Raw genomic sequence first — 23,928 nt, 5'->3', positions numbered from 1 at the left:
AGTCCCGCGAACCCGATCGCGGGACTGTCGCGGTCCCGGAATCAGACCTCGGCCAGGTACTTCTCCGCTTTCGCGGGGTCCAGGAACCAATGCTGGAAGTCGGTCGGATCGGAGAACCCGTTCGCGAACCGCTGCGCCACGGCGGGCTTCTCCCCCGCCGCGCCGATGATCTGGAGCACGTGCGGGGGCGGCGGCTGCAGCATCGCGTTGGTCCAGATCGTCACGTGCTGGGCGTACTCCCAGTACTTCTCGAACGACGCGGACATCCACTCCTCGTCGAACGGCTTGTCACCGCGTTCGAGAATCGAGTCCAGATAGGACGCCGCGCAGTGGCTCGCGTTGTTGGAGCCCTGGCCGGTGATCGGGTCGTTGGCCACCACGACGTCGGCCATGCCGAGCACCGCGGTCCCCGAGTCCAGCTTGCCGACCGCGTTCCGCACGACCGGCGTGTACCCGCCGGCCAGCGTCGCCTTGTCGTCGGTCAGCACGGCGTTCCGGGACCGCTCGTACTCCCACGGGAGGAACTGCTTCATCAGCGACAAGATCCGGTCGAGATGCTGCTGCGGCGTCGGCCGGTCGTCCCAGCAGTCGAGCGGGCCGCCGGGGATCCCTTCGAAGAAGAGGATGTCGCAGTTCCCGCTCAGCGTGTACGCGGGGATCATGAACAGCTCACCCACACCGGGGATGATGTTGAACCGCACCGCCGCCTTGTCCGGGTGCTCGGGCCGCCGCTCGACACCGTGCACGTAAGCGAGCGAAAGCGCGCGCTGGGGTTCGGTGTACGGCGAACGCTCCGGGATCCGGTCGAACAGCTGGACCAGCTCGCCCTTGCCCGCCGCGATGACCACCAGGTCGTACAGCTTCGCCAGCGGCGCCAGGTCCGAGGTGGTGACGCCGTGGATGACGACCTTGCCGCCGCGGTCCTCCACCAGCTCCAGCCAGGCGGCCATCTTCACCCGCTGGTCCACCGACTGCGCGTAGTGCTCCAGCGGCCCGAACCAGTCCAGCACGCGGCTGGAGTCCGGTCCCGCGATGGAGACGCCGAGCCCCTCGACCTTGACGGTCTCTTCCTCCCACAGGTTCAGCTTGTGGTCCCGCTCGTGCTGCAGAGCGGAATGGAACATGCACTGGGTCGACATCACCTTGCCGGAGCGGATCTCGTCCGGCGTCCGCGCCGACATCACCGTGACGTCGTAGTCGTGGGCGAGCAGGCTCAAGGCCAGCTGCAACCCCGACTGCCCGGCACCGACGATCAGAACCTTGCGCATCCTCTGTGTTCCTCCCAGAACCCGTTCAGCTGAGTGAGGCGAACTCGCGGCCAGGCCCCGAGACCACCGCGAGGGACAGCGTGTGCGACACCAGTTCCTGCAGCGTCGCGACCGCCGACTTCGGGTCGCGGGCGTCGCAGGTGACCAGCGGGATGTCCGGGGACAGCGCCAGCGCGTCGCGCACCTCTTCGAGGTCGTGCACCGGCATGCCCTCGAACTGGTTGACCGCGACGATGAACGGCAGCTCGGAGTCGTTCTCGAAGTAGTTGATCGCGGCGAACGACTGGTCGATCCGGCTGGTGTCGACCAGTACGACGGCGCCGAGCGCGCCGCGCGAGAGGTCGTCCCAGAGGAACCAGAACCGGGCCTGTCCGGGGGTGCCGAACAGGTACAGGAGCAGGTCTTCACGCAGGGTGATCCGGCCGAAGTCCATCGCGACCGTGGTGGTGGATTTGGTTCCGGGCGGCACGAGCTCGTCGACGCCGGCGCCCGCTTCGGTCATCCAGGCCTCGTTGCTCAGCGGGGGGACCTCGGAGACGGAGCCGACGAAGGTCGTCTTGCCAACGCCGAATCCACCGGCGACCACGATCTTGGCGGAAATCGCCAGCAGACTGGGGTCAGACCGGGAGGCGCTTGAGTCCATCGAGGATCCTCTCGAGCACGTTCGTATCGTGGTTGTAGGCGTGGGCCGTCGGGTGCACGAAGACGGCACCCTGGGTGGCGAGGTCGCCGACGAGCACCCGGACCACGCCCAAGGGCAGATCCAGTCCCACCGAAAGCTCGGCGATCGACGAGCGATCCCGGGCGCGCTCGTACAGGGAGCGCGATTCGGGCATCAGCGCCTCGGCCAGTGACGGGTCGTAACGCGGGACCGAGATCAGGGTCTCCACCAGCAGCAGCTGGCTGCTCTTGGTCCGGCCGCCGGTCAGCGCGTACGGCCGGATTCTGCGGCTGCGCATCTTGACGGGCCGGTCCGGAGATTGGTCGCTGGACACGGTCATCCCTTCCTTCTCCGGATTCTCAGGCCTGCGGCCGTCGGGCGGTCAGGACCTGCCGGAGTCCCGCTCGCACCTCGGGGGTGAGCGCGTGACCGGCGTTGGTGATGAACTGGGTCATCTCGTAGGCGACGACCTTCATGTCGCAGTCCGGTTCGGTGAGCACCGCCAGCCCCGCCTCGGCACCGATCCCCATGAACAGGAAGTACCCGCGGGTGAGCCGGATGATGATCTGCTCGCAGTTGCCCTTGCCGAACAGCGCCGCGCTGTTGCCCGCGAGGCTGAGCAGTCCGCTCGCGATGGCCGCGAGCTGCTCGGCGTCGTCGCTGGACACCGATTCCGAAGCGGTCAAAGGGAAACCGTCGACGGACATGATCAGCGCGTGGCTGGCACCGTGCACCTTGCGCACGAAGTCGTCGAGCAACCACGTGAAATCCGTGGTCGCGTCCTGGGCGGTCACTGGGTGTTTCCTCCGGTCTCACGCTCGTGCCGGTCGTCGAGGGCGGCACGCTCGCCGTCGGTGAAGGCATCGAGGTCGGCCAGCAGCGCCTCGTGCCCGTCCGCCGCGTCGGCGGGCGGGGTGGTCGGCGGGGCCGGTTCGTCGGGCAAAGTCCTGATACTGCGGGAAACCCGGCGCGGCAGGCCGCTGGCCGTGGTGCCGCCGTCGGCGGGCGGCTCGAAGGCCGTGCGCGGTCGCGGGCTGGGCTTCCGTTCCGGTTCCGGTGCCGCCGAAGGAGCCGGGCGGCGCCGCGGCAGGCCGGACGGTGTCGCGACCGGGGTCCCCACGGGTGCTCCGTTGGTGATCCTGGCCTGCGGCAGCACGACGGTCTGCGAACCGGACCACTGCTTCTCGGCCAGTTCCGACACCACCGGGACCGGCAGCAGCACGGTCGCGACCGTGCCGTGCGGGGTGCGGCGGTCGAGTTTGACGGTGATCTCGTGCCGGTCGGCGAGCCTGCCGACGACCGCGAGTCCCATATGCCGCACGGACTCGTCGTCGAGCACGGGGCCGGCCGCCAGCCGCTCGTTCAGCGCCGCGAGACGTTCGGGCGGCATGCCGATGCCCTCGTCCTCGATGCGGATCAGCACGCTGCCCTGTTCGGTGAGATGCGCGCTGACGCTGACCGGCGAACTCGGCGAGGACTGGTTCGCCGCGTTGTCGAACAGTTCGGCGAGGATCCGGCTGACGTCTTCGGCGGCGAAACCGACCACACCGAGCGAAACGACCCGGCCGATGGTGATCCGCGAGTAGTGGTCGATCGACGACATCGCGGCCCGCATCACGTCGAGCACGGACGAGATCCCGGCCGTCGTGTCGTCGGCGTCGCGGCCGGCGAGGACGCGCAGGTTCTCGGCGTTGCGCCGCAACCGGGTCGCCAGGTGGTCGAGCCGGTAGAGCTCGGCGAGGCGGTCGGAGTTCTCCTCCCCCGCCTCCATCGTCTCCAGCTGCGCGAGCAGCTGGTCGAGCAGGTTGAGGTCGCGCAGCGCGACATTGGAGCAGACCCCGGCGAGCGCGCCGGCGTCCGGCGCCTCCACGGCGGGCCTCTGCTCCACCTCCGGTTCGGCAGGCGGAGCCGACGGAGCGTGCCGGGGCGGGGCGGCGAGGAACTGCGCCGCGGCGACCCTGGAACGGTCCAGAAGAACCCGTGAGCGGTCAAGCAAGCCTCGAGCCCGCGTCACCATGTGCTTCCACTTCTTTCTCTTCGCATACCCGGACCCGTGTCGCACTCCCCAGCACAACGACGGCCATGCAAGCAGAAGTCACTATCCGTGTCCACAGTCGGTTTCCGTTCAACCGCTGGCAGTGACGTGGTCACGAACGCGTTACGGCTGGTGAGCGCGGCGCGCTAGGCCATTCGGCTGCATCTGAGTGTTCCGCGCCACGGGGGATGCCCGAAAAGTGCGTGCCGCGCATTAATTTGCGCGCCCCGCAACTTTTCCCTAGGCTGAACGCATGTCCTCCGACCCGAACCCGCCGCTGGGGCTGCGCGAACGCAAGAAGCGTGCGGCCCGTCGCGCCATGAGCGAGGCAGCGCTCAAACTCGCCATGGAGAAGGGCGTCGAACAGGTCCGCGTCGAGGACATCGCCTCCGCCGTCGGGGTCTCGCCACGCACGTTCAACAACTACTTCTCCAGCAAGGAGGAGGCGATCTGCTCGTTCATCGTCGAACGGCAGGAACTCCTGCGGGAGGCGCTGCGCGCGCGGCCTTCGGAAGAGACGCTGTGGGAGGCTGTCGGTACCGCGACGGTGGAGGCCTACGGCAGCTTGGGAGAACCGAATCGCGGCTCGGTCGAGCTGGCGCGGTCACTGCTTTTGCACCCGTCCGTGCAGGGCGAGTTCCTCAAGGCGCATGCCAAGGTCGAACAGGTGCTGGCGGACGCCATCCTGGAACGTGCGGGCGCGGGCCCGGAAAACGCGTTGAACGCGCGGCTCATGGCGGCGATCGTGGAGTCCGCGGTGAAGACCGCGTTCTTCAGCTGGCTGATCGATGAGGGCTCCAGGCCGTTCCTGGAGACGCTCGACGTCCTCCTGCACGAGGCCGCGGCGGGCATTCCCTCGCTCACCGGCCCGAACAAGAAGTAACACCCTACCCACCACTGGGGAGAAACCGTTGTGCTGACCAAGCTGTTGCGCGTTCACCTGCGCCCGTACCGGCGAGACCTGTGGCTCATCGTGCTGCTGCAGTTCGTCCAGACCCTCGCCGGGCTCTACCTCCCCACGCTCAACGCCGACATCATCGACGGCGGTGTGGTCACCGGCGACATCGACTACATCCTCGGTGTCGGCGGCGTCATGCTGCTGGTGTCGCTGGTGCAGATCGCCTGCTCGATCGGCGCCGTCTACTACGGCGCCCGGACCGCGATGGCGGTCGGCCGGGATCTCCGCGGCGCGATCTTCCACCGGGTCCAGGACTTCTCCGCCCGCGAAGTCGGCCAGTTCGGGACGCCGTCGCTGATCACCCGCACCACCAACGACGTCCAGCAGGTGCAGATGCTGACGTTGATGGCCTTCACCCTGATGGTGTCCGCGCCGATCATGTGCTTCGGCGGCATCATCATGGCGCTGAACCAGGACGTCACCCTTTCGTGGCTGCTCGTGCTCGCGGTGCCGATCCTGGGTGTCTCGGTCGGGATCATCATCGCGAAGATGCGCCCGGCGTTCCGGCTCATGCAGGAGCGTCTCGACAAGATCAACCAGATCCTGCGCGAGCAGATCATGGGCATCCGCGTGATCAGGGCGTTCGTCAAGGACACCCACGAACGGCGCCGGTTCACCAAGGCCGACACCGAACTGCTGGACGTCTCGCTCGTCGTCGGCAGGCTGATGGCCCTGATGTTCCCCATCGTCATGTTGGTGATGAACGCCTCCAGCGTCGCCGTGCTGTGGTTCGGCGGGCTGCGCATCGACGACGGCAGCATGCAGATCGGCGCGCTCACCGCGTTCCTGTCGTACCTGATGCAGATCCTGATGGCGGTCATGATGGCCACCTTCATGTTCATGATGGTGCCCCGCGCCGAGGTCAGCGCCGAACGCATCACCGAGGTGCTCGACACGCACACCAGCGTCGTCCTCCCGGCGAACCCGGTCAGCCCCGGCGAGGTGCACGGACGGCTCGAACTGTCCGATGTGGAATTCCGGTACCCCGGCGCGGAGAAGCCGGTGCTCCAGGAGATCTCGCTGCTGGCCCTGCCCGGCGAGACCACCGCGATCATCGGCAGCACCGGCAGCGGCAAGACCACGCTGCTCAACCTGATCCCCCGCCTGATGGACGCCACCGGCGGCTCCGTGCGGGTCGACGGCGTCGACGTCCGGGAACTGGATCAGACCGTGCTGTCCGACGCCGTCGGGCTGGTGCCCCAGAAGCCGTACCTGTTCGCCGGGACGGTCGCGAGCAATCTTCGCTACGGCAAATCCGACGCCACCGACGAAGAGCTCTGGCACGCGCTGGAGGTCGCCCAGGGCAAGGACTTCGTCGAGCGGATGCCCGAGGGGCTGAACTCCCCCATCGCCCAGGGCGGGACCAACGTCTCGGGCGGGCAGCGGCAGCGGCTCGCGATCGCGCGGATGCTGGTGCGGCGCCCCGAGATCTACCTCTTCGACGACTCCTTCTCCGCGCTCGACTACGCGACCGACGCCGCGCTGCGGCGGGCGCTCACGGCCGAGACCGCCGAGGCGACCGTGGTCATCGTCGCGCAGCGGGTCAGCACGATCCGCCACGCCGACCGCATCGTCGTGCTCGACGAAGGCCGCGTCGTCGGCAGTGGAACCCATACCGAACTCATGGACACGAACGAGACCTATCGGGAGATCGTGCTGTCCCAGCTGACCGAGCAGGAGGCCGCCTGATGAGCGCGCCCGAATCCACACAGTCTTCTTCGGACACCCCGGCCAAACCGGTGGGCGAGCGCGCGAGCGCCGCGCGGGGACCCGGCCCCGGAGGCGGCAGTCTCGGCCGTGGCCCCGCCGGCTTCATGGGCGGGCCGTCCGCCGAAAAGGCCTTGGACTTCAAGGGATCCCTGAAACGACTGCTGCGTCTGCTGCAACCGCAGCGCGCCATGCTGTACGGCATCCTGATCTTCGGCATCGCCAGTGTCACGCTGAGCGTCATCGGCCCGAAGATCCTCGGGATGGCCACGGACCTCATCTTCGCGGGCGTCGTCGCGAAGGACATGCCCGCGGGAGTGAGCAAGGAACAGGTCATCGCCGGGCTGCGGGCCGCGGGCGACAACACCGTCGCCGACCTGTACTCGGGGATCGATTTCGTCCCCGGTCAGCGCATCGACCTCGACGCCGTCGGCCAGGTCCTGTTGTGGGTGCTGCTGCTCTACATCGTGGCGTCGTTCTTCTCGCTGCTGCAGGCCAGGCTGACCACGAACCTGGTCCAGCGGGCGGTGTTCGACCTGCGGGAGCGGATCGAGGAGAAGTTCGCCAAGCTCCCGCTGAGCTACTTCGACCGTCAGCCGCGCGGCGAGGTGCTGAGCCGGGCGACCAACGACATCGACAATCTCGCGCTGTCCCTTCAGCAGACCCTCGCGCAGATCGTATCGTCGCTGCTGATGGTCGTCGGCGTGCTGGTGATGATGTTCGTCATCTCGCCCCTGCTGGCCCTGGTCGCACTGCTTTCGGTGCCGGCGTCGGTGCTGGTCGCGGCCAAGATCGGCAAGAAGGCGCAGCCGCAGTTCATCAAGCAGTGGTCCACCACCGGACGGCTCAACGCGCATATCGAGGAGATGTACACCGGGCACTCGCTGGTCAAGGTGTTCGGCCGCCGCGAGGAGGCCGAAGAGGTCTTCCGTGAGCACAACGACACCCTGTACGGCGCGAGCTTCAAGGCGCAGTTCATCTCGGGCACCATCCAGCCCGCGATGATGTTCATCGGCAACCTGAGCTATGTGCTCGTGGCCGTGATCGGCGCGCTGCGGGTGGCGTCCGGAACCCTGTCGCTCGGCGACGTCCAGGCGTTCATCCAGTACTCGCGGCAGTTCAGCCAGCCGGTCACGCAGATCGCCAGCATGGCGAACCTGCTGCAGTCCGGGATCGCGTCCGCGGAGCGGGTCTTCGCGCTGCTCGACGCGGACGAGCAGGAACCCGAGCCCGCCGAACCCGCACGGGTCGAGGAGGTACGGGGGCAGGTCGAGTTCGAGCACGTGTCGTTCCGGTACACCGAGGACACGCCGCTCATCGAGGACCTGTCGCTCACCGTCGAACCGGGGCACACCGTCGCCATCGTCGGCCCGACCGGGGCGGGGAAGACCACTCTGGTCAACCTGCTCATGCGGTTCTACGAACTCGACGGCGGCCGGATCACCCTCGACGGCGTCGACATCGCCGGGATGGACCGCGAGGACCTGCGGGCCAAGACCGGCATGGTGCTGCAGGACGCGTGGCTGTTCGGCGGCACCATCGCGGAGAACATTGCCTACGGTTCCGAAGGCGCCACGCACGACGAGGTCGTCGCGGCCGCCAAGGCGACCCACGTCGACCGGTTCGTCCGCACCCTTCCGGACGGCTACGACACGGTGATCGACGACGAGGGCGGCACGGTCAGCGCCGGTGAGAAACAGCTGATCACCGTCGCGCGGGCGTTCCTGGCGAAACCCGCGATCCTCATCCTCGACGAGGCCACCAGCTCCGTCGACACGCGGACCGAGGTGCTGATCCAGCGGGCGATGAACTCGCTGCGCGAAGGACGGACGAGTTTCGTCATCGCGCACCGGCTTTCCACCATCCGCGACGCGGACGTCATCCTGGTGATGGAGAACGGGTCGATCGTCGAGCAGGGCGACCACGAAACACTGCTGCTCACCGGCGGTGCCTACTCCCGGCTCTACGCCGCGCAGTTCGCGGAGGCACTGGCCGAGACCGACTGAACCGCATCGGCGTGAAGGCCTCTTTTCCTGCCGTAACCGTGGGAAAAGGGGCCTTCATCGCACGAAAGGACCGTGAACGGCGCTAGGCTTGCGGGACCCGATCCGAAAGAGGGGTGCGCTGGCCGGCCATGGCGGAGAAACTCGGCGAATACCGCCGTAAGCGCAAACCGGGACGAACTCCCGAACCTCTCCCGGATCGCGACGGGGACACCGGGTCCGACGATCTCTTCGTCATCCAGGAACATCACGCGAGCAGCCTGCACTGGGACATCCGCCTCGAACGGGAGGGTGTGCTCGTCTCCTGGGCGGTGCCGAAGGGCCTGCCGATGTCACCGGATCTCGAACGGCTCGCCGTGCACACCGAAGACCACCCGATGGAATACCTCACCTTCGAAGGCGAGATACCCGCGGGCGAATACGGCGGCGGCACCATGAAGATCTGGGACACCGGCCGGTACGAAACGCTGCACTTCAACGACCACAAGGTCGAAGTCGTCTTCCACGGCGAGCGAGCACGCGGGAAATACCTGTTCCTCAACGTGAAGAAGGACGGCAGGGACAACGGCTGGCTGCTCAAAAGGCTCGACCCGGCCGATCCCGGCCGCGCGGAACTCCCCTCCTTCCTCGCCCCGATGCTGAGCAAACCGGGGCGGCTTCCGTCGACGAGTGAAGACGCGGACTGGGCCTACGAATTCGACTGGTCCGGGCGCCGGACGCTGATCCGGGTGTCCGGCGGACGGATCACCGCCTACGACGATTCCGGGGACGACGTCACCGGGCTGTTTCCCGAATTCCGCGGCCTCGGTGAGCAACTCGGTGCCACGGAAGCGTTTCTGGACGGGGAAATCGTCGTCTTCGACGGTGGGAAGCCGAGTCCGGAAGGGCTCGGGCACCGCGCACGGGCGACGAAGAGTTCCGCGAAGCGGCTCACGTCCCGGTATCCGGCTTTCTACCTGGTGAACGATCTCCTGCATCTCGACGGCCGCTCCTGTGTCGAGACGCCTTATGTCGAACGACGGGAACTCCTCGACGAACTCGGGCTCGCCGGGTCGCATTGGCAGGTCCCTCGGTACTACCTCGGGGACGGCGGCGCGGTCGCGCGGGCCGCCCGCGAACACGGGCTCGCCGGCATCGTCGCCAAACGGGCCGGCTCCGCGTACCACCCGGGCAGGCGCACCGGGGAATGGCTTTCCATCACCGGAACCCTGGTGCAGCAGGTGGTTCTGGGCGGCTGGCGGCCGGGTGGCGGCAGCCGGGCGGACACGTTCAGCTCGTTGCTGCTCGGCGTCCCGCACGGGGATGGCCTGCGGTACATCGGAAACGTCGGTGTCGGCTTCGCGGGCGACGAACTGGCGGAGCTTTCCCAGCGGCTGTACCGCTTGGAGCGCAAGACATCCCCGTTCCACTCCGTCCCGGACAAACAGGCGCGGGACGCGCGCTGGTCGCGGCCGATCATCGTCGGCGAGGTCGTCTTCGGCGGCTGGACCGACGCGGGCTGCCTGCGCAATCCGCGCTGGCGCGGCCTGCTGCCGGACGTCACGGCCGCCGAGGTGGAGCTCGACGGCGGCCGGGACTAGACGCGCACGTCCTCGAGGTCCCACCGGACGTCGAGATCGGCTCCGACCCCGCTGACGTCCAGGATCCGTGACACCAAAGCGGTCTTCACGATCACCGAGAACCGAGGTGAGACCGCGTTCGCCTCCTCGAGCGCCTGCAGCCCGGCACAGCTGAGGAAGCGGACACCGGAGAGGTCGAGGATCACGTGCTTTCCTTTGCCACACGCACCGCTGAGCTCGGTGCGGAACCGGCCGACCGTGGCGGCGTCGATCTCCCCCACCGCGGTGAGGACGAGGACGCCGTCCTTGCGGCGGCTGGTGGTCACGGCCAGGGGCGGCGCTTCGCCGGGTACGCGCTGGCCAGGCAACATTGGGGGCGCCTCTCTCCAGACCACCAAGTTCCCTCGACGGTACTCGGCGACGGCGAGAGGTCAACCCGGGCTACCTCATTTGAGCCATTTCGGGCGGGAACCTTTACCCAAGTCTTGCCATTCTCCGGTGAAGCGCCGGTGCGCGGACTCGGCCGCGGCGATCGAGCGGCCGTGCAGAACCCCGAAGGTGAAAGCGTTTTCGTTCTCGGCGTACGCGCGCAGGCCGAGAAGCCGCAGGACGTCCCGGGTGACCACGATGTCGTGATGCGTACCGAGCGTGGACTGCACCGCCTTGACGTTCTTTCGCCATTTTCGAAGTTTCCGACCGGATACCGGCCGGACCGTATCCGCCGCGTACCTGGCTCGTTTGGCCTTCTTGCGCACCTCGTGCAGTGCGGCGTCCTGCTCCGCGCCGGGCTCCAGCTCGCGTGCCGCGGCGACGGCCTTGCCGAGCTTCCGGCTCGACCGAGCGACCGCCTTGCGCAGTTCCTTCTTGCCGTCCTTGATCTTCCGGGGTTTGCGGACGAGCTTTTCCAGTGCTCGCAACAGCTCCGTGTACCGCTTGCTGTCGAGCGCCCGGATCGCCCGTGCCTTGGCCTCTTCGGCCTCGCGCGCGAAGTGCCGCGTCATCAGCTGCTCGACGTTGCCCAGCACCAGCTCGGCCGGCAGCGCCTTGACCTCGTCGTGCAGGCGCGCCGACATCACCTCCGTGTCCCTCGCCGGCCCGAGTTCACCCGCGAGCCAGCGGAGTTCGGCGGTCAGCCCGTCCGCGACGTCCGGATCGAGGGAGCGCCGGAACGTCCGCAGCGCGCTGCGCAACCGCCTGCTCGCGACCCGCATCTGGTGCACCGCGTCCTCCGCGTCGCGGCGGACCCCGATGTCGTTGCGTCGCAGCGCGTCCAGCTGCGCGGCGAGGTAATCCGCCAGCACCGAACCCGACTTCCCCCTCGCGGAGGGCACGAGCTCGTCGGTCAGGCGCCGGAGCTTCGACGGCCAGCGCGACCGCTCCGCCCCCGCTTCCAGGACCGCGTGGTCCAAACTGTCGAGCACTTCGGGATCGGCACCGGGTGAGAGTTCGATCTCGATCTCCCGCCAGCGGTCGAGATGCGCCTTCTCCCCGCCCGCTTCCCCGGTGACGACGTCGTCGGTCAGCGTCGCGACCTCGCGGCCTCCGGCGTCGAGCAGGGCATACGAAGTGCGCTCGGTTCGCAGATGCGCGGCCTGGACGAGTTTGGCGCCGAGGGTGTGCGCCCGGACCAGCTTCGCCAGCGCACCCGGCACCTTGTCCGGCTTGCCCGCCAGCGGGAGGCGGAGTTCTTCACGCCGGTCTTCCCCGACCGGGAGTTTGAGGTGCCAGCCCTCGTCGCTCCCGCCCAGCCGCCGCCGCAGCGTGATGCCGGCCTGGGCGAGACGGAAGTCGGAGGTGTCGAAGTACGTGGCGTCGAGGACGTCGACCCTCGGCTCGGCCTGGTTCGTCACGGGGCCGATCGGAACCAGCGGCGGGATGGGCCGGTCGGCCGCCAGGTCGTACTTCCGCTCGATCTCCGTCTCGGCGACCGGGGCACCACCCTGCGTCTTCGTCACCACGAACTCCTTCTTTCGGCTACCCGGAAGGATTACCCCCGGAAGTGCCCGCGGGAAACCTCGGACGGTTCACTCCTCCATCCGGTCGTACCGGTCCGCCCATTCGGCGAGCGTTTGCCGTGACCTCTCCTCGGTGAGGGTATCGCTTTCCAGTCTCGCGACAAGGGAATAGTAGGCCTCGACCGCCACCCGGTCGTCGATGAACACCCCGGCCGCATAGGAATCCGTGTACACCACCGCCGGATGTTCCGTGAATTCCATGATGGTGAAAGAATTCTCGAGCACCGTGCCGACGCCGCCGCTTTCCGGGACGATACGAATGGAGCAATACGGCAGGTTCGCCGACAGGACGAGGTGCAGCAGTTGCTCGTGCATGATCCGGGGGCCGCCGACGACCGACCGCAGCGCGCGCTCGTGGACGTAGAACCGGCACCGCGGCGGACGATCGCGTTGCAGCAGCCGCTGCCGCTCCATCCTGGCGTTCACGACCTGATCCAGCTGTGCCTGATCGCGGTTGCCGATCAGCTCGAAGGCGGTGCGGGCGTACTGTTCGGTCTGGAGCAGCCCTGGCAGGGTCAGCGACTCGTAGCGCACCAGTGTGTGTGCGAGATTCTCTTGGATAGCAAGGGATTTCATCGGATCGACGAGTTCGTCGAAGTACGGCCGAACCCAGTACAGGTCTCCGCCGGGCTGGGTCAGTTCCAGCAGCAGGTCACGCTCGGGCTCCGCCTCGCCGCAGGTCGCGAGATACAGCGCCGCGTCCACCACGGACAGCTCGCGCAGCCCTTGTTCCCACCTCGTGACCTTGCTCTGCAACCAGCCGTTACGGCGGCTGACGTCGGCTCCGCTGAAGTGCCTGCGCTGCCGGAACGCCTTCATGCGGTGGCCCAGTTCCCGGGTCCGCGCCGTCGAATCCTTCTCAACCATGCGGGCAAAACTAGGGCCGAACTCCGGCCGCGCGGTGATTGCCACGCGGTGATTCACCTCAACTGCTGATAACTTGCGCTCGCGCATTTCCGCGAAGGGCCACTTCGCAAGCGAAGCACCTTCGCGCGCGAAGCGTTCTTAAACTTTATAGCGGACGAATGGAATGGGGGCGAGTTGTCCGGGAAGTGCTTTTCTTGCGGCACGGCACCCGGGGGCCTGGTGCGGTCCAGCGTCGGGGGCCATCGCGGGCTTCCGCCAGCCGAACGTGCCGCGAAAGCCACTTTCGGGACATCAGGCGTCGCGAACGTGGCTTTCGCGACGCGGGCGCCGGTGGCGAGGAGTCGGGGCGGGCGCTTGGCTCGCGCGAGGTCCGGCACCTGACGTCCTGTTTGAGACTTTCGCGAGTATCTAGCAAGAGACCTCGCCCTAAGTTTCAACCGAAGCATCAACGATACGCTTGAACCTCATGAGTCAAGACATCCGAGACTTCGTGACCCCCTCCTGCGACCTGCTCGCCCTCGGCGAGCCGACGCACGCGACCCCGGTCTTCGCGGACGTCCGCAACACACTGTTCGCCCAGCTGGTCGACCGCGGCTTCCGCTCGATCGCCCTCGAAACCGATCGCGTCGCCGCGCTCGTCGCGAACGACTTCGTCCGCGACGGCACCGGGACTCTCGACCTCGCGATGAGCGAAGGCTTCTCGCACGTCTTCGGTACCGTCGAGGCGAACAGGCGACTGATCGCCTGGATGCGCGAGTTCAACGAGAACCGGCCTTCCGAAGAGCGGCTTTCGTTCCACGGCTTCGACACCCAGACCGAGAACACCTCCGCGCCCAGTCCGCGGCCCTACCTCGAGTACGCCCGCGACTTCCTGGGCATCGACGTCGACATCGCGGGCCCGGCGGGCGACGACGAACGCTGGAGCCGCACCGAAGCCGTCATGGACGCGGCTTCGTCACCTGGTGCCTCGGCCGACGCTTACCGGCTGCGCGCGATCGCGGCCGATCTGCTCGCCGCGCTCCGCTCCCGGAAACCGGAGCCGGTCACGGACGACTGGTCGCGGGCGGAGATCCAGCTCATGGCCGGCATCGATCTGCTGCGCTACCACCGGCAATGCGCCGAACCGCTGGAGCCGCACGAGCGGTACGCACCCCTCGTCGCGACCAGGGACGCCATCATGGCGCGGAACCTGCTGGACATCCGCGCCACCGAAGCCGTCCGGGGCAGGACGCTCGTCTTCGCCCACAATCTCCACCTGCGCCGCCAGGCGAGCACGATGCGGGTGGCGGGGACGGAGACCACCTGGTTCCCCGCCGGCGCGCTGGTGGCCCCGCTGCTCGGTGACCGCTACGTCTTCGTCGCGACCAGCCTCGGCCGAAGCGACGCCATAGCGCTCGACGAGCCGGAACCCGATACCTACGAAGGGTTTCTGCAGAAGCACGTCACCACGGACTGGGCCCTGCTCACCGCGTCCGAGATCCCGCCTGCGAGCGTCCGGACCGACCCCATCCCGCGACAGGGTTACTTCCCGCTCGACCAAGGGATCCTGACCGACGCGGACGCGATCCTGCACGTCCGGGCCTAGCCGTCGAACCGGGTGACGCCTCCTGCCCTCGGAAGGCGTCACCCGGCCACGAGCACGCGCCGCCACCCCCAGTGCCGCGAATCCGGGGCGGCGCGAAGTCCGCTCACTTGAGCAGGAGTCAACACGCCGGTGCCATAACTTCGCCAAACGCCGCGGCCGGCGGTGGTCCACCGGGCTATGCCGGAGTCGCCCCGAAGCGGATCTTCGTCAAGGCTTCACGAGCCCGGTCCCGCTGGCGGCCGCTCTGGTCCACGGCGGAAAGATCCTTGAGCGCGCGCAATTCCCACACCGGGAAGCCCAGTTCACGGAACAGCCCCGCCGCGGTCCGGAGCCCGTCGGCGGCTTCGGACGCGACGCCTTCGTCGGCCCGCAGCCGCCCGAAGCTGAGCAGGGCGTATCCACCGCCCCGGCGGTCGCCGAGTTCACGGAAGGTGCTCATCGCCAGGTTCAGGTGCTCGGCGGCGCGGCCGTGTTCACCCGCCAGGCGTAACGACTCGCCGAAGCTCCGGTGCGTGTACGCGGCCGCATGCCGGTGTCCGACGTATTCGAACAGCTCCAGCGACCGCGCGAGGCATCGTTCGCTCTCCCCCGCGTCGCCGGCCTTCGCGTGGAGATCGCCGAAACTCCGGAGGACGTGCGCCTCCCAGTGGCGTTCCCGCGAGCTGCGCGTGCCGATCAGCGCGCTGGTCAGCAGCTCGCCCGCCTCGTCCATCCGGCCGTTGCGGCGCAGGACGTCGGCGTAGCGTTTGGCGGACCTGTCGTGCTGCCGCCCGTCCTCGCAATGGAGCGAAAGCATCAGGCTCGCGTCGAAACATTCCTGCGCCCGCCGGAAATCGCCGAGGTCGTCCCACAACGAGCCGAACTGCGCCGACGCCATCGCCTGCCCGGCGAGGTCACCGCAGTCCCGCAACAGGTCCAGTGCCTCCCTCAGCGCGTGGACCGCCGCACCGGTCCGCCCGGTGTCGGCGTCGACGTCGGCGAGCGCGATGAGCGCGGACCCGGTGCCGGGATGGTCACCCACGGAGCGGAACCTGGTCTCCGCCAGCGAGAAGCAGGTCCGCGCCCGCGCCAGATCCCCCGCGTCGGCGTGGGCATGCCCGAGCTTGAGCAGCTTCCCCGCCTCGGCTGGGAGATCGACGCGGTCGCGCACGATGCCGAACCCGAGCCAGGCCGGGGATCCGCCTTTCGCCGGGCCGACGAGATCGCTGTAGGCGTCGGCCAGCCGCATGGCCAGCTCGGTCCAGCCGTGGTTCTTCGCGGTCCGGACGGCGAGCGCGAGGTTCGCCCTTTCCGTGTCACGCCAGCCGATCGGGTCGGCCGCGACGCGATCCGAAACCGCCGCCGGGACGTCTGGGCGCCGAGACGGCGGGTACTCGGCGCCGAGGGCCGCCAACGCGTGTTCGGCCAACGCCGCCATGGCCGTCAGCGCACGCCGAAGGGCTCCGGGATCCGGCGGTTCCCGGAGCGCGAGCCTGGTCAGGGCCGGTAGCCGGTACCGGACGACGCCCATTCGATCGGGCTCGGCGTGCAGCATGTGGTCGTCCACCAGCTCGTCGAGCAGTTCGGCCGCCTCGCCTTCCGATCGGCCGAGCATCGCCGCCGCGAACCAGCCGGCGAACTCGGTGGCGCCGGGGAACCCGAGCAACCGCAAGGATTTCCGTTGCCGTGGCGACAGCTCGGCGAGGGCATCGGCGAGCACCGGGCGGACGCCGAGGTCACCGGCGGCGAGTTCGTCGAGGCGCCGGCGCTCGTTCTCCAGGCGCGCCGCGAACTCGGCGACGCTCAGCCGCGGCCGCTGCAGCAGCTTCATTCCCGCTGCCCGCACCGCCAGCGCGAGACCGTCGCACCGGGTCAGCACCCGGCGGACCGCGTCGGGTTCGGCGGACAACCGGGCCTCACCGGCGATCGCGCCGAGCAGGTCCCGCGACTCCGCGTCGGACAGCGCGCCGACTTCGACGAATCTGGCGCCGACGAGCCCGGCCGGCCGCCGCCGCGTGGTGACGATCGCCGCGCAGCCTGGCCCGGTCGGCAGCAACGGCCTCACCTCGGCCTCGGACCGGCAGTTCTCGAGGATCACCAGCAGCCGCCGGTCCGCGGTGTGGCTCTGCCACAACGAGATCCGCCCGGCCCGCTCGGTGGGGATCTCCTCATCCGCGAGGCCGAGCGCGCGGAGGAACCCGGTGAGCACGTCGCCGGTGTCGCGCAGATCGCCGACGAGCTGCCCGTCCGGGAACCGCTTGCGCACCCGCCACGCGGCTTGGACGGCCAGCGCGCTCTTCCCCGACCCCGCCGCTCCATGGAGCACGACCGGCGCCGGACCGCGCAGCGCGCGTCCCACCTCCGCCAGTTCCCCGGCCCTGCCGGTGAAATCCGGCGTCGCCGGCGGCAGACGGCACGGCGCGCCGCCCGCGGACCAGCCGGTGCCCGTGATCCGGCGATGGGCCGCGAGCAGCTCCTCCCCCGGCGAGACACCGGCGTGCTCCCACAACGCCTGACGGCATCGGTCGAGGACGGCCAGCGCCGCGTCCCGCCGCCCGAGCCCGTGCAGCGCCTCGGCCAGCCACCCGGCCAGACGCTCGTCACCCGGCCGGGCGGCCAGTTCGGGTCCCAGCCTGTCGGCGACCGCCTTGTGGTCACCGGCCGCCAGTTCCAGCTCCACGAGCTTGCCCAGTGCCGAACTCCGCTGGTCTTCGAGCCACAGGCGGTGCGCCTCCACCAACGGGCCGACCGGCACGTCGGCGAAGGCCCGCCCACGCCACAACCCCAGTGCCTGTTCGAGCAAGACCCTGCGCTCGGCTCCGGTCGCCTTCGCGGCCGCGGCGGTCAGTTCGGAGAACGCGGTGACGTCCAGTTCTCCGTCCGACACCGTCAGCCGGTAACCGCTCCGGCCGGACCGCAGCCGCTGGCCGACGTCGTCGACCGGCACCCCGGGCGACAACGCCTTGCGCAGCTTGGAAACCGCCATCTGCACGACCGCGGCGGCACTCGACGGCGGCCCCTGCGGCCAGAGTTCGTCGACGAGGGTGTCCCGGTGGACGAACTCGTTCGGCCGGGCCAGGAGCACCGCGAGCACCCGGCGGGGCTGAGCCGCCGACGGCAGCGGGACCGAGGCCGCGAGCGGGCCGAGCACCTTGAACTCCACGAACCACCTATCACCTGGACGGATGACCCAGAATGTAACCCGGTGCCGTCCCCGTGACAGCGACTTCTCACCCGGATGGCCGCCTCTTACTGCCCGGTGTGCGCGAGCAGCTTGTCCCGGAGCGCGGGTTCGTCCGCGAGTGCCTCGTTCAGCGTGTGCTCCAGCAGGGGCTTGAGATCCCCGTACGGCCGCTTCGACCAGTCGAGCGGGCCCAGCGGCGGCTCCGGGTCGTATTCGATGACGAACTGGATCGTCCTGGCGATCTCGGTGCCGACGAGCCGCTCGACCAGATGCAGCGCGAGGTCGATCCCCGCCGACACCCCGGCGGCGGTGATCACGTTCCCGTCCTCGACCCAGCGCTCGGCGACGGGCTCCGCGCCGAAAGCGCCCAGCAGGTCACGGAACATCCAGTGCGTCGCGGCTTTGCGGCCCTTCAGCAGTCCGGCCTGTCCCAGCAGTAGCGAGCCCGTGCACACCGAGGTCACGAGTTCGGCGTTCGCCCCGGCGGTCCGCAGGTATCCGACCAGTTTCTCGTCGGCGAGCGCCTTCAGCGTCGGCGCGGCGCCGCCGGGCACGAGCAGCGCGTACGGCGATGGGACTTCGTCGTAGGTGTGGGTCGCCACGAGCTTCAGCGGGTTGTCGGTGGTGACCGCGTCCTTCGTCTCACCGACCACGACCGTCCGGTACTCCTGCGCCGTGCTCGCCATCCCGTCCAGCACGGTCAGCGGACCGACCATGTCCAGCGGGGTCATCCCCGGGTATACCACGAACGCGATCGTCTTCTTGTCGTCTGTCATGGGACAACGGTGTCGCAGGCGCGGGACCGTGGTGGCCCCGATGTCCGGATTCCTGCGAACAACGTCCGACGGCCGGGCACTACTGGTAGCGTTCGATCATGCCGGGTTCACCCAGACGAGTGTTGATCGTCGGCTACAGCAACGCCGAGCTGCTCGACATCGCCGGTCCGTCGGACGTCCTGGACGCCGCGACCAAACTCGGCGGCAAGCCGGGGTACGAGATCATGCTCGCGAGCGTCGACGGGCGCGGCATCCGCTGCGAGTCCGGGCTGACGCTGCAGGCGCAGCACCGGCTCGACCAGGTGACCGGCGAACTGGACACGCTGATCGTCGCGGGCGGCACCGGGCACGAGGCGGCCGCCGCCGACCCGAGGGTCGTCACGCACGTCCGCAGGCTCGCGCAGCAAAGCCGCCGCGTCGCTTCGGTGTGCACCGGCGCCACGGTGCTCGCCGCGTGCGGGCTGCTCAACGGGCGGCGCGCCACCACGCACTGGCGGTTCGCGAACCGGCTCGCGACGAGCTACCCGCAGGTGAACGTCGATCCGGTGCCCTTGTACGTGCGCGACGGCAACGTCTACACGGCGGCGGGTGTCACCAGCGGGATCGACCTCACCCTCGCGTTCGTCGAGGCCGACCACGGCCCGAGTGTGGCCAGGGAGGTCGCCCGCATGCTGGTGACCTACCTGCAGCGGCCGGGCAACCAGGCCCAGGTGAGCATGTTCCTGTCCGGCCCGCCGCCGGAGAACCGGCTCGTCCGCGACATCACCGCGTACGTGGCGGAACATCTGGCAGGCGATCTCGGCACCGCCGTCCTCGCCGAACGGGCCGGGATCAGCACCCGGCAGCTGACCAGGCTGTTCGACGCGCATCTGAGCACCACGCCGAGCAGGTACGTGCGGGCGGCGAGGACCGAGAACGCGGCGAAACTGTTGTGCGGCACCGAACTTCCGCTGACCTCGATCGCGAGACGCTGCGGTTTCGGTTCGACCGAGACACTGCGCCAGGCCTTCCTCGATCACTTCGACACCCCGCCTTCGGCCTATCGCCGTGTCCACCTTCGGCAGGCGTTCGGCTAGGCCGTGTGCGGCGCGCGCCGCCGACTGTGGAGGATGTGCGGGTGAACCGCCGCGACATCTCCGACGACGACACCGGCCCGATTCGCCGGGTCACGGACGCCCCGTCCGATCGTTCGCCCGGAACGTCCCGTTCGCCGCGCCGGACTCCGCCGCCCGAGGGGACACGGCGCCCCCGTCCTCCGGCCCAGCGGCCGCGGCAGGCGGAATCGGGCCGGCGTCGCGCCCCGGAACCCAAGCCCGAATCAAAGCCCGAACCGCCGGTCGGTCACGGGCATTCGCACGGCCACGGGACGGCGGCACCGGCGTCGCGCCGGGTCCGGCTCCTGCTGATGTGGCTGCTGATCCCGCTCGCCGCCGCCACGGTCGTCGGGATGATCGTGCTCTACCCGTGGGGCGGGGATCCGGCGAAAAGCGTCTTTCCCCAGGGGACACCGGTGAACGCGACGATCACCGGGACGATCACCGGCCCGTGCCTCGCCGAAGGGCAGGTGCAGGTCGGCGAGCCGCCGCCGGACGCGAAGCCGTGTCTCACCAGCGAGCTGACGATGACCGACGGCCCCGGGACCGGGAAGTCGCTGAAGCTCACGCTTCCCATCGAGCCGAGCACGCCGCGGTTCGCCGCGGGCGACGACGTGGTGCTGTCCTACAACGGCGGCGACGTCGCGAACCCCGCGTCGTTCCAGATCGTCGACTTCCAGCGCGGAACCCCGTTGCTGCTGCTCGCCGGGTTGTTCGCGCTCGCGGTGATCGTGCTGGGCCGCTGGCGGGGACTCGCCGCGCTGGTCGCGCTGGGGCTGAGCTTCCTGGTACTGGCGTTCTTCGTGCTGCCGTCGATCCTCGCCGGGGAAAGCCCGCTGCTGGTGGCGATCGCGGGCGCGGGCGCGATCATGTTCGTCGCGCTGTACCTGACGCACGGGTTGTCCGCGAGAACGTCGGTGGCGGTGCTGGGCACCTTGGTGAGCCTGGTCCTGATCGGCGTCCTGTCCGCGATCTTCTCGGCCGCGGCGTCGCTGACCGGGCTCGACGACAGCACTTCCCAGCTGATCGGTTCGCTCGGGCACGGGATCGACGCGCGCGGCCTGCTGCTGGCGGGCGTCGTGATCGGCGCGCTCGGTGTGCTGGACGACGTCACGGTGACGCAGACGAGCGCGGTGTGGGAGCTCCGGCGCGCGAACCCGTCGCTCGGCTGGCGTGAGCTGTACGGCGCGGGCCTGCGGATCGGCCGCGACCACGTCGGCTCGGCGGTCAACACGCTCGTGATGGCGTACGCGGGCGCCGCGCTGCCGGTGCTGCTGTACACGTCGCTTTCCGGGGTCGGGCTCGGCTCGATCCTCGGCGCGGAGGACATCGCGCAGGAGATCGTCCGGACGCTGGCCGGCAGTGTCGGCATCGTCGCGGCGGTCCCGGTCACCACCGTGCTGGCCGCGCTGATCGCCTCGCGGGAGCCCCAAGAGTCCCTGTAACCACAAGCGCCCCAAAGCGCGAGCCCGCCGCGCGATCACGGGCCGGAGTCGGGTACGAAGAGGCCGCACCCGAGGTTCGCCGCGTGATCGGAGGGGCCATGTTCGACGTGTTCGCCGTCCCCAGACAGCTGACCGCCGTCGCGCGGCGCGTGCTCGGCTCGGCGTGGGAAGCCGTCGAGGCGGTACCCAAGATCGCCGCCGCGCTCGACGACGTCCGGTCGACGCTCAAGCACTCGGAGCGGCTGGCGACCTTCGCCGCGGGCGAGCTGCCGGAGATCGTCTACCAGCTGGAGGAGATCAAGGCGCGGCTGGAGAAGCTGGAGACCCGCACCGAGAAGGCCTAGCCGGTGTCGCGAAAGCCACTTTCGGGACATCAGACGTCTCGAAAGTGGCTTTCGCGACATGACCACCAGGACGAGCACCCCGCAGAATCCCGGTACCGAGCGGGTCTGGTCTCGTGAGTGGTAAAGACGGTTCTAACCACTCGCGAGGCCGAGCGCCGTCCGCGCGGCTCAGTCCAGGGTCGCCACGAACCGGCTGACCGCCTCCATCGTGAACCGCTGGATGTACTTCCCGGCGGGCGCCGCCGAAGCCAGCCGGTAGAGCGGGCGCTCCGCCGCCGCGTCCCCGCGCGCCTCCGATTTCAGCTGCGCCACCAGCAGTTCCGAGAACACCAGTCCGTTCGCGTCGGTGTTGTTCAGCAGCGCGTTCGCCAGCTTGCGCAGTTGCAGGATGCCCAGCTCCCGGCCGCCCGCACCGGAGTAGACGGCAAGGTCGACCTTCGCGACCTTGCGGCGTTTGCCCGCGTTGACCAGCAGGCTGACCGTCCGGGTGCCGCGCACGTCGCTGATCACCAGGTCGATGCGCTCGGCCGCGGTCAGGTCGATCCGCCGCACACCCCAGGTCCGCACGATGAGCGTGTCGCCTTCGAGCCACACCCGGCGCCGCAGGTTGTAGAACATGATGTAGAGCAGCGGTATCGCGATCACGCCTGCGACCACGAGCCCGGCGATCTCACCGCCGATCAGCCCGGCGATCCCGCCGAACGCGGCCGCGAAGATCACGACGCCGACGACGCTGGAGCAGCCCCGCCTGCGGCGCAGCTTGGGGTCGTCGTGGAACAGCGGGAGACGTTCGGGGGTCTCCGGGGTCCCGGTCGGCTCGGCCATCACGCGCCCGTCCCGGCCAGGAACGGGTTCCCCGCCCGCTCCTGCCCGATCGTGGTGGCCGGGCCGTGCCCCGGGAGGACGACGGTGTCGTCGGGCAGCGTCATCACCTTGGCACCGAGCGACCGCACGAGTTCGTCCCCGTCCCCGGCGGACCGGCCGATCGAACCGGCGAACAGGCTGTCCCCGGTGAGCACGATCCGGCCGCCCTCGGCGGAGGTCAGCCCGAACACCACCGAACCGGCGGTGTGCCCCGGTGTACCGGACACCGTGATCTCCAGTCCGGCCAGCCCGAGCGGGCCATCGGCGAGTGGCACGATCCCGTCCTTCCGTTCTCCGGCGTCCCGGCCGAGCAGTGGCCGGTCCGCCTCGTGCAGATAGAGAGGTATTCCGTGGCGCGCGCCGATCTCGTCCGCCGAAGCGACGTGATCGGGGTGGCCGTGGGTGGCGAGCATCGCGACCGGTGTCAGGCCGTGGGTGGAAAGCGCGGCCGCGAGCGGTCCGGCGACGTCCTCCCCGGGATCGATGATCACGCACTCCCCGCCGCCTTCAGGGGCGAGCAGGTAGCAGTTGGCTTCGAGGGGGCCTGCCGGAAAACCGACGACCAGCACGAAACGCCTCCTCAGTTCTTCCGCCGAACAGGTGACAGGATGGCCCTGATCACGATCAAGTAAGCCTAGCGGCCCCTGTACGGGGGCCTCACAGGCTGTGCCAATAGACTCCCGCTACCTCAGACGTGTGACATCGAGTGGAAACCGGGAGGGCGGGTGCCGACCAACCAGCAGCGCCGCGAAGCCGCGAAGCGCAAGCTCGAGCGACAGATCGTGCGACGGGCCGAACAGGCCAAGCGGCGCAGGATCGTCGGCTCGGTAGCGGTCGTCGGTGTCGTCGCCATCGTGGCGGGCGCGGTGTGGTGGATCGTCAGCAGCAACAGTGGTGACGATGCCGCCTCCGACGCTTCCCCGAGCTCGGCCCCTCCGACCCCCGAGGTCACCATCCCCACGGAGCGCGCTCCGATGCCGAAGCGGCCGACGCCGCTGGCGAACCCGGTGGCCTGTGACTACAAGGACGACTCCAGCAAGCCGGCTTCGAAGAAGGTGAACAAGCCGGAAGGCAAGGACGTCTCCTCGAACGGCACGGTGAACGTCGTGCTGAAGAGCACCGCGGGCGACATCCCGCTGACGCTCGACCGGGCGCTCGCCCCGTGCGCCGTGCAGAGCTTCATCAGCCTCTCGCAGCAGGGCTACTTCAACGACACCAAATGCCACCGGCTCGGCACCACCGGCCTGCAGATGCTGCAGTGCGGTGACCCCGAAGCCAGCGGTATGGGCGGCCCGGGCTACACCATGCCGGACGAGGCGTTCCAGGAGATCAAGTACGGCCGCGGCATCCTCGCGATGGCGAAGACGCAGCAGCCGAACTCCGGTGGCAGCCAGTTCTTCATGGTCTACGGCGAGGCCGAGCTGTCCCCGGACTACTCGGTCTTCGGCAGCATCTCCGACGAGGGCCTGAAGGTGCTCGACAAGGTCGCCAAGGCGGGCGCGAACGCGCAGGCAGGCAACGGCGACGGCACCGGCCCGCCCAACACCGAGGTCAAGTTCACCGGCGTCACGGTCAACGCCTGAC

The 23,928-nt window shown here is 69.1% G+C and carries 21 protein-coding genes; 9 read left to right on the top strand and 12 right to left on the bottom strand.

Annotated elements, in window-relative coordinates:
- Positions 1 to 41: 41 nt before the first annotated feature.
- The 5 genes from NQK81_RS44095 to NQK81_RS44075 are packed head-to-tail and all read right to left on the bottom strand — an operon-like array spanning position 42 to position 3,946.
- Entirely contained in the window at positions 42 to 1,268 is a 1,227-nt protein-coding gene (locus NQK81_RS44095; protein WP_257486248.1) for a styrene monooxygenase/indole monooxygenase family protein, read from the bottom strand.
- A gap of 25 nt (positions 1,269 to 1,293) precedes the next feature.
- Entirely contained in the window at positions 1,294 to 1,911 is a 618-nt protein-coding gene (locus NQK81_RS44090; RefSeq protein ID WP_125683190.1) for a GTP-binding protein, read from the bottom strand.
- Entirely contained in the window at positions 1,886 to 2,269 is a 384-nt protein-coding gene (locus NQK81_RS44085; protein WP_125683188.1) for a DUF742 domain-containing protein, read from the bottom strand. Before NQK81_RS44085 ends, NQK81_RS44090 begins: the two co-directional genes overlap by 26 nt.
- 19 nt (positions 2,270 to 2,288) lie before the next feature.
- Positions 2,289 to 2,723, bottom strand: a complete 435-nt coding sequence (locus NQK81_RS44080) for a roadblock/LC7 domain-containing protein (protein ID WP_005159022.1) — start codon at positions 2,721 to 2,723, stop codon at positions 2,289 to 2,291.
- Positions 2,720 to 3,946, bottom strand: a complete 1,227-nt coding sequence (locus NQK81_RS44075; protein ID WP_257486247.1) for a sensor histidine kinase — start codon at positions 3,944 to 3,946, stop codon at positions 2,720 to 2,722. Before NQK81_RS44075 ends, NQK81_RS44080 begins: the two co-directional genes overlap by 4 nt.
- A gap of 271 nt (positions 3,947 to 4,217) precedes the next feature.
- On the opposite strand from NQK81_RS44075, the gene NQK81_RS44070 reads away from it, so the two are divergent.
- From NQK81_RS44070 to NQK81_RS44055, 4 genes are all read left to right on the top strand, one after another.
- Positions 4,218 to 4,847, top strand: a complete 630-nt coding sequence (locus NQK81_RS44070) for a TetR/AcrR family transcriptional regulator (protein ID WP_257486246.1) — start codon at positions 4,218 to 4,220, stop codon at positions 4,845 to 4,847.
- Positions 4,848 to 4,877: 30 nt separating this feature from the next.
- Positions 4,878 to 6,611, top strand: a complete 1,734-nt coding sequence (locus NQK81_RS44065; protein WP_257486245.1) for an ABC transporter ATP-binding protein — start codon at positions 4,878 to 4,880, stop codon at positions 6,609 to 6,611.
- Positions 6,611 to 8,635: an ABC transporter ATP-binding protein gene (locus NQK81_RS44060; RefSeq protein WP_371878843.1), complete on the top strand. Its 2,025-nt coding sequence runs from the start codon at positions 6,611 to 6,613 to the stop codon at positions 8,633 to 8,635. Before NQK81_RS44065 ends, NQK81_RS44060 begins: the two co-directional genes overlap by 1 nt.
- Before the next feature lie 128 nt (positions 8,636 to 8,763).
- Positions 8,764 to 10,212 carry a DNA polymerase ligase N-terminal domain-containing protein gene (locus tag NQK81_RS44055; RefSeq protein WP_257486244.1) on the top strand — a complete coding sequence of 483 codons (1,449 nt, stop codon included), beginning with the start codon at positions 8,764 to 8,766 and terminating at the stop codon, positions 10,210 to 10,212.
- Here NQK81_RS44055 and NQK81_RS44050 read toward each other — a convergent pair.
- The 3 genes from NQK81_RS44050 to NQK81_RS44040 form a co-directional block, all read right to left on the bottom strand.
- Positions 10,209 to 10,562, bottom strand: coding sequence for an STAS domain-containing protein (locus tag NQK81_RS44050; protein ID WP_257486243.1), 354 nt, complete (start codon positions 10,560 to 10,562; stop codon positions 10,209 to 10,211). The two genes, NQK81_RS44055 and NQK81_RS44050, sit on opposite strands and share 4 nt — an antisense overlap.
- Before the next feature lie 75 nt (positions 10,563 to 10,637).
- The gene (locus tag NQK81_RS44045; protein WP_257486242.1) at positions 10,638 to 12,146 is read right to left on the bottom strand and encodes a CYTH and CHAD domain-containing protein; all 1,509 of its coding nucleotides are present in this window, start codon (positions 12,144 to 12,146) and stop codon (positions 10,638 to 10,640) included.
- A 69-nt stretch (positions 12,147 to 12,215) separates the two neighbouring features.
- Positions 12,216 to 13,073: a helix-turn-helix domain-containing protein gene (locus NQK81_RS44040; RefSeq protein ID WP_126734598.1), complete on the bottom strand. Its 858-nt coding sequence runs from the start codon at positions 13,071 to 13,073 to the stop codon at positions 12,216 to 12,218.
- A 466-nt stretch (positions 13,074 to 13,539) separates the two neighbouring features.
- On the opposite strand from NQK81_RS44040, the gene NQK81_RS44035 reads away from it, so the two are divergent.
- Complete coding sequence (locus NQK81_RS44035) at positions 13,540 to 14,658, top strand: erythromycin esterase family protein (RefSeq protein WP_257486241.1); 1,119 nt, start codon at positions 13,540 to 13,542, stop codon at positions 14,656 to 14,658.
- A 175-nt stretch (positions 14,659 to 14,833) separates the two neighbouring features.
- Here the strand turns inward: NQK81_RS44035 and NQK81_RS44030 are convergent, their stop codons facing one another.
- Both NQK81_RS44030 and NQK81_RS44025 read right to left on the bottom strand, forming a co-directional pair.
- A complete protein-coding gene (locus tag NQK81_RS44030) occupies positions 14,834 to 17,800 on the bottom strand; it encodes an AfsR/SARP family transcriptional regulator (RefSeq protein WP_257486240.1) in 2,967 nt (988 codons plus the stop codon).
- Positions 17,801 to 17,886: 86 nt separating this feature from the next.
- Positions 17,887 to 18,597 (bottom strand): DJ-1/PfpI family protein, encoded by a 711-nt coding sequence (locus tag NQK81_RS44025; protein ID WP_257486239.1) that lies wholly within the window; start codon positions 18,595 to 18,597, stop codon positions 17,887 to 17,889.
- 98 nt (positions 18,598 to 18,695) lie between these two features.
- On the opposite strand from NQK81_RS44025, the gene NQK81_RS44020 reads away from it, so the two are divergent.
- The 3 genes from NQK81_RS44020 to NQK81_RS44010 all read left to right on the top strand — a co-directional run bounded on the left by NQK81_RS44020 (position 18,696) and on the right by NQK81_RS44010 (position 21,480).
- Positions 18,696 to 19,673 (top strand): GlxA family transcriptional regulator, encoded by a 978-nt coding sequence (locus NQK81_RS44020; protein ID WP_034307757.1) that lies wholly within the window; start codon positions 18,696 to 18,698, stop codon positions 19,671 to 19,673.
- Between the two features lie 41 nt (positions 19,674 to 19,714).
- A complete protein-coding gene (locus tag NQK81_RS44015; RefSeq protein ID WP_257486238.1) occupies positions 19,715 to 21,136 on the top strand; it encodes a YibE/F family protein in 1,422 nt (473 codons plus the stop codon).
- An 83-nt stretch (positions 21,137 to 21,219) separates the two neighbouring features.
- Entirely contained in the window at positions 21,220 to 21,480 is a 261-nt protein-coding gene (locus NQK81_RS44010; RefSeq protein WP_257486237.1) for a hypothetical protein, read from the top strand.
- 168 nt (positions 21,481 to 21,648) lie between these two features.
- Here NQK81_RS44010 and NQK81_RS44005 read toward each other — a convergent pair whose 3' ends face one another.
- The gene (locus tag NQK81_RS44005) at positions 21,649 to 22,305 is read right to left on the bottom strand and encodes a hypothetical protein (protein WP_257486236.1); all 657 of its coding nucleotides are present in this window, start codon (positions 22,303 to 22,305) and stop codon (positions 21,649 to 21,651) included.
- Entirely contained in the window at positions 22,305 to 22,913 is a 609-nt protein-coding gene (locus NQK81_RS44000; protein ID WP_257486235.1) for an MBL fold metallo-hydrolase, read from the bottom strand. Before NQK81_RS44000 ends, NQK81_RS44005 begins: the two co-directional genes overlap by 1 nt.
- Before the next feature lie 156 nt (positions 22,914 to 23,069).
- On the opposite strand from NQK81_RS44000, the gene NQK81_RS43995 reads away from it, so the two are divergent.
- Positions 23,070 to 23,927, top strand: a complete 858-nt coding sequence (locus NQK81_RS43995) for a peptidylprolyl isomerase (protein WP_126734605.1) — start codon at positions 23,070 to 23,072, stop codon at positions 23,925 to 23,927.
- The last annotated feature ends 1 nt before the right edge of the window (position 23,928 follow it).

This window comes from Amycolatopsis roodepoortensis (assembly GCF_024628825.1).
Taxonomy (GTDB): domain Bacteria; phylum Actinomycetota; class Actinomycetes; order Mycobacteriales; family Pseudonocardiaceae; genus Amycolatopsis; species Amycolatopsis roodepoortensis.
The sequence above is the reverse complement of the archived record's forward strand: the minus strand, read 5'-3'. Positions and strand labels throughout refer to the sequence as shown.

Coding starts and splice junctions, on each gene's coding strand:
- NQK81_RS44095 (WP_257486248.1), bottom strand. CDS start 1,268: ATGCGCAAGGTTCTGATCGTCGGTGCCGGGCAGTCGGGGTTGCAGCTG.
- NQK81_RS44090 (WP_125683190.1), bottom strand. CDS start 1,911: ATGGACTCAAGCGCCTCCCGGTCTGACCCCAGTCTGCTGGCGATTTCC.
- NQK81_RS44085 (WP_125683188.1), bottom strand. CDS start 2,269: ATGACCGTGTCCAGCGACCAATCTCCGGACCGGCCCGTCAAGATGCGC.
- NQK81_RS44075 (WP_257486247.1), bottom strand. CDS start 3,946: ATGGTGACGCGGGCTCGAGGCTTGCTTGACCGCTCACGGGTTCTTCTG.
- NQK81_RS44070 (WP_257486246.1), top strand. CDS start 4,218: ATGTCCTCCGACCCGAACCCGCCGCTGGGGCTGCGCGAACGCAAGAAG.
- NQK81_RS44060 (WP_371878843.1), top strand. CDS start 6,611: ATGAGCGCGCCCGAATCCACACAGTCTTCTTCGGACACCCCGGCCAAA.
- NQK81_RS44055 (WP_257486244.1), top strand. CDS start 8,764: ATGGCGGAGAAACTCGGCGAATACCGCCGTAAGCGCAAACCGGGACGA.
- NQK81_RS44050 (WP_257486243.1), bottom strand. CDS start 10,562: ATGTTGCCTGGCCAGCGCGTACCCGGCGAAGCGCCGCCCCTGGCCGTG.
- NQK81_RS44040 (WP_126734598.1), bottom strand. CDS start 13,073: ATGGTTGAGAAGGATTCGACGGCGCGGACCCGGGAACTGGGCCACCGC.
- NQK81_RS44035 (WP_257486241.1), top strand. CDS start 13,540: ATGAGTCAAGACATCCGAGACTTCGTGACCCCCTCCTGCGACCTGCTC.
- NQK81_RS44025 (WP_257486239.1), bottom strand. CDS start 18,597: ATGACAGACGACAAGAAGACGATCGCGTTCGTGGTATACCCGGGGATG.
- NQK81_RS44020 (WP_034307757.1), top strand. CDS start 18,696: ATGCCGGGTTCACCCAGACGAGTGTTGATCGTCGGCTACAGCAACGCC.
- NQK81_RS44005 (WP_257486236.1), bottom strand. CDS start 22,305: ATGGCCGAGCCGACCGGGACCCCGGAGACCCCCGAACGTCTCCCGCTG.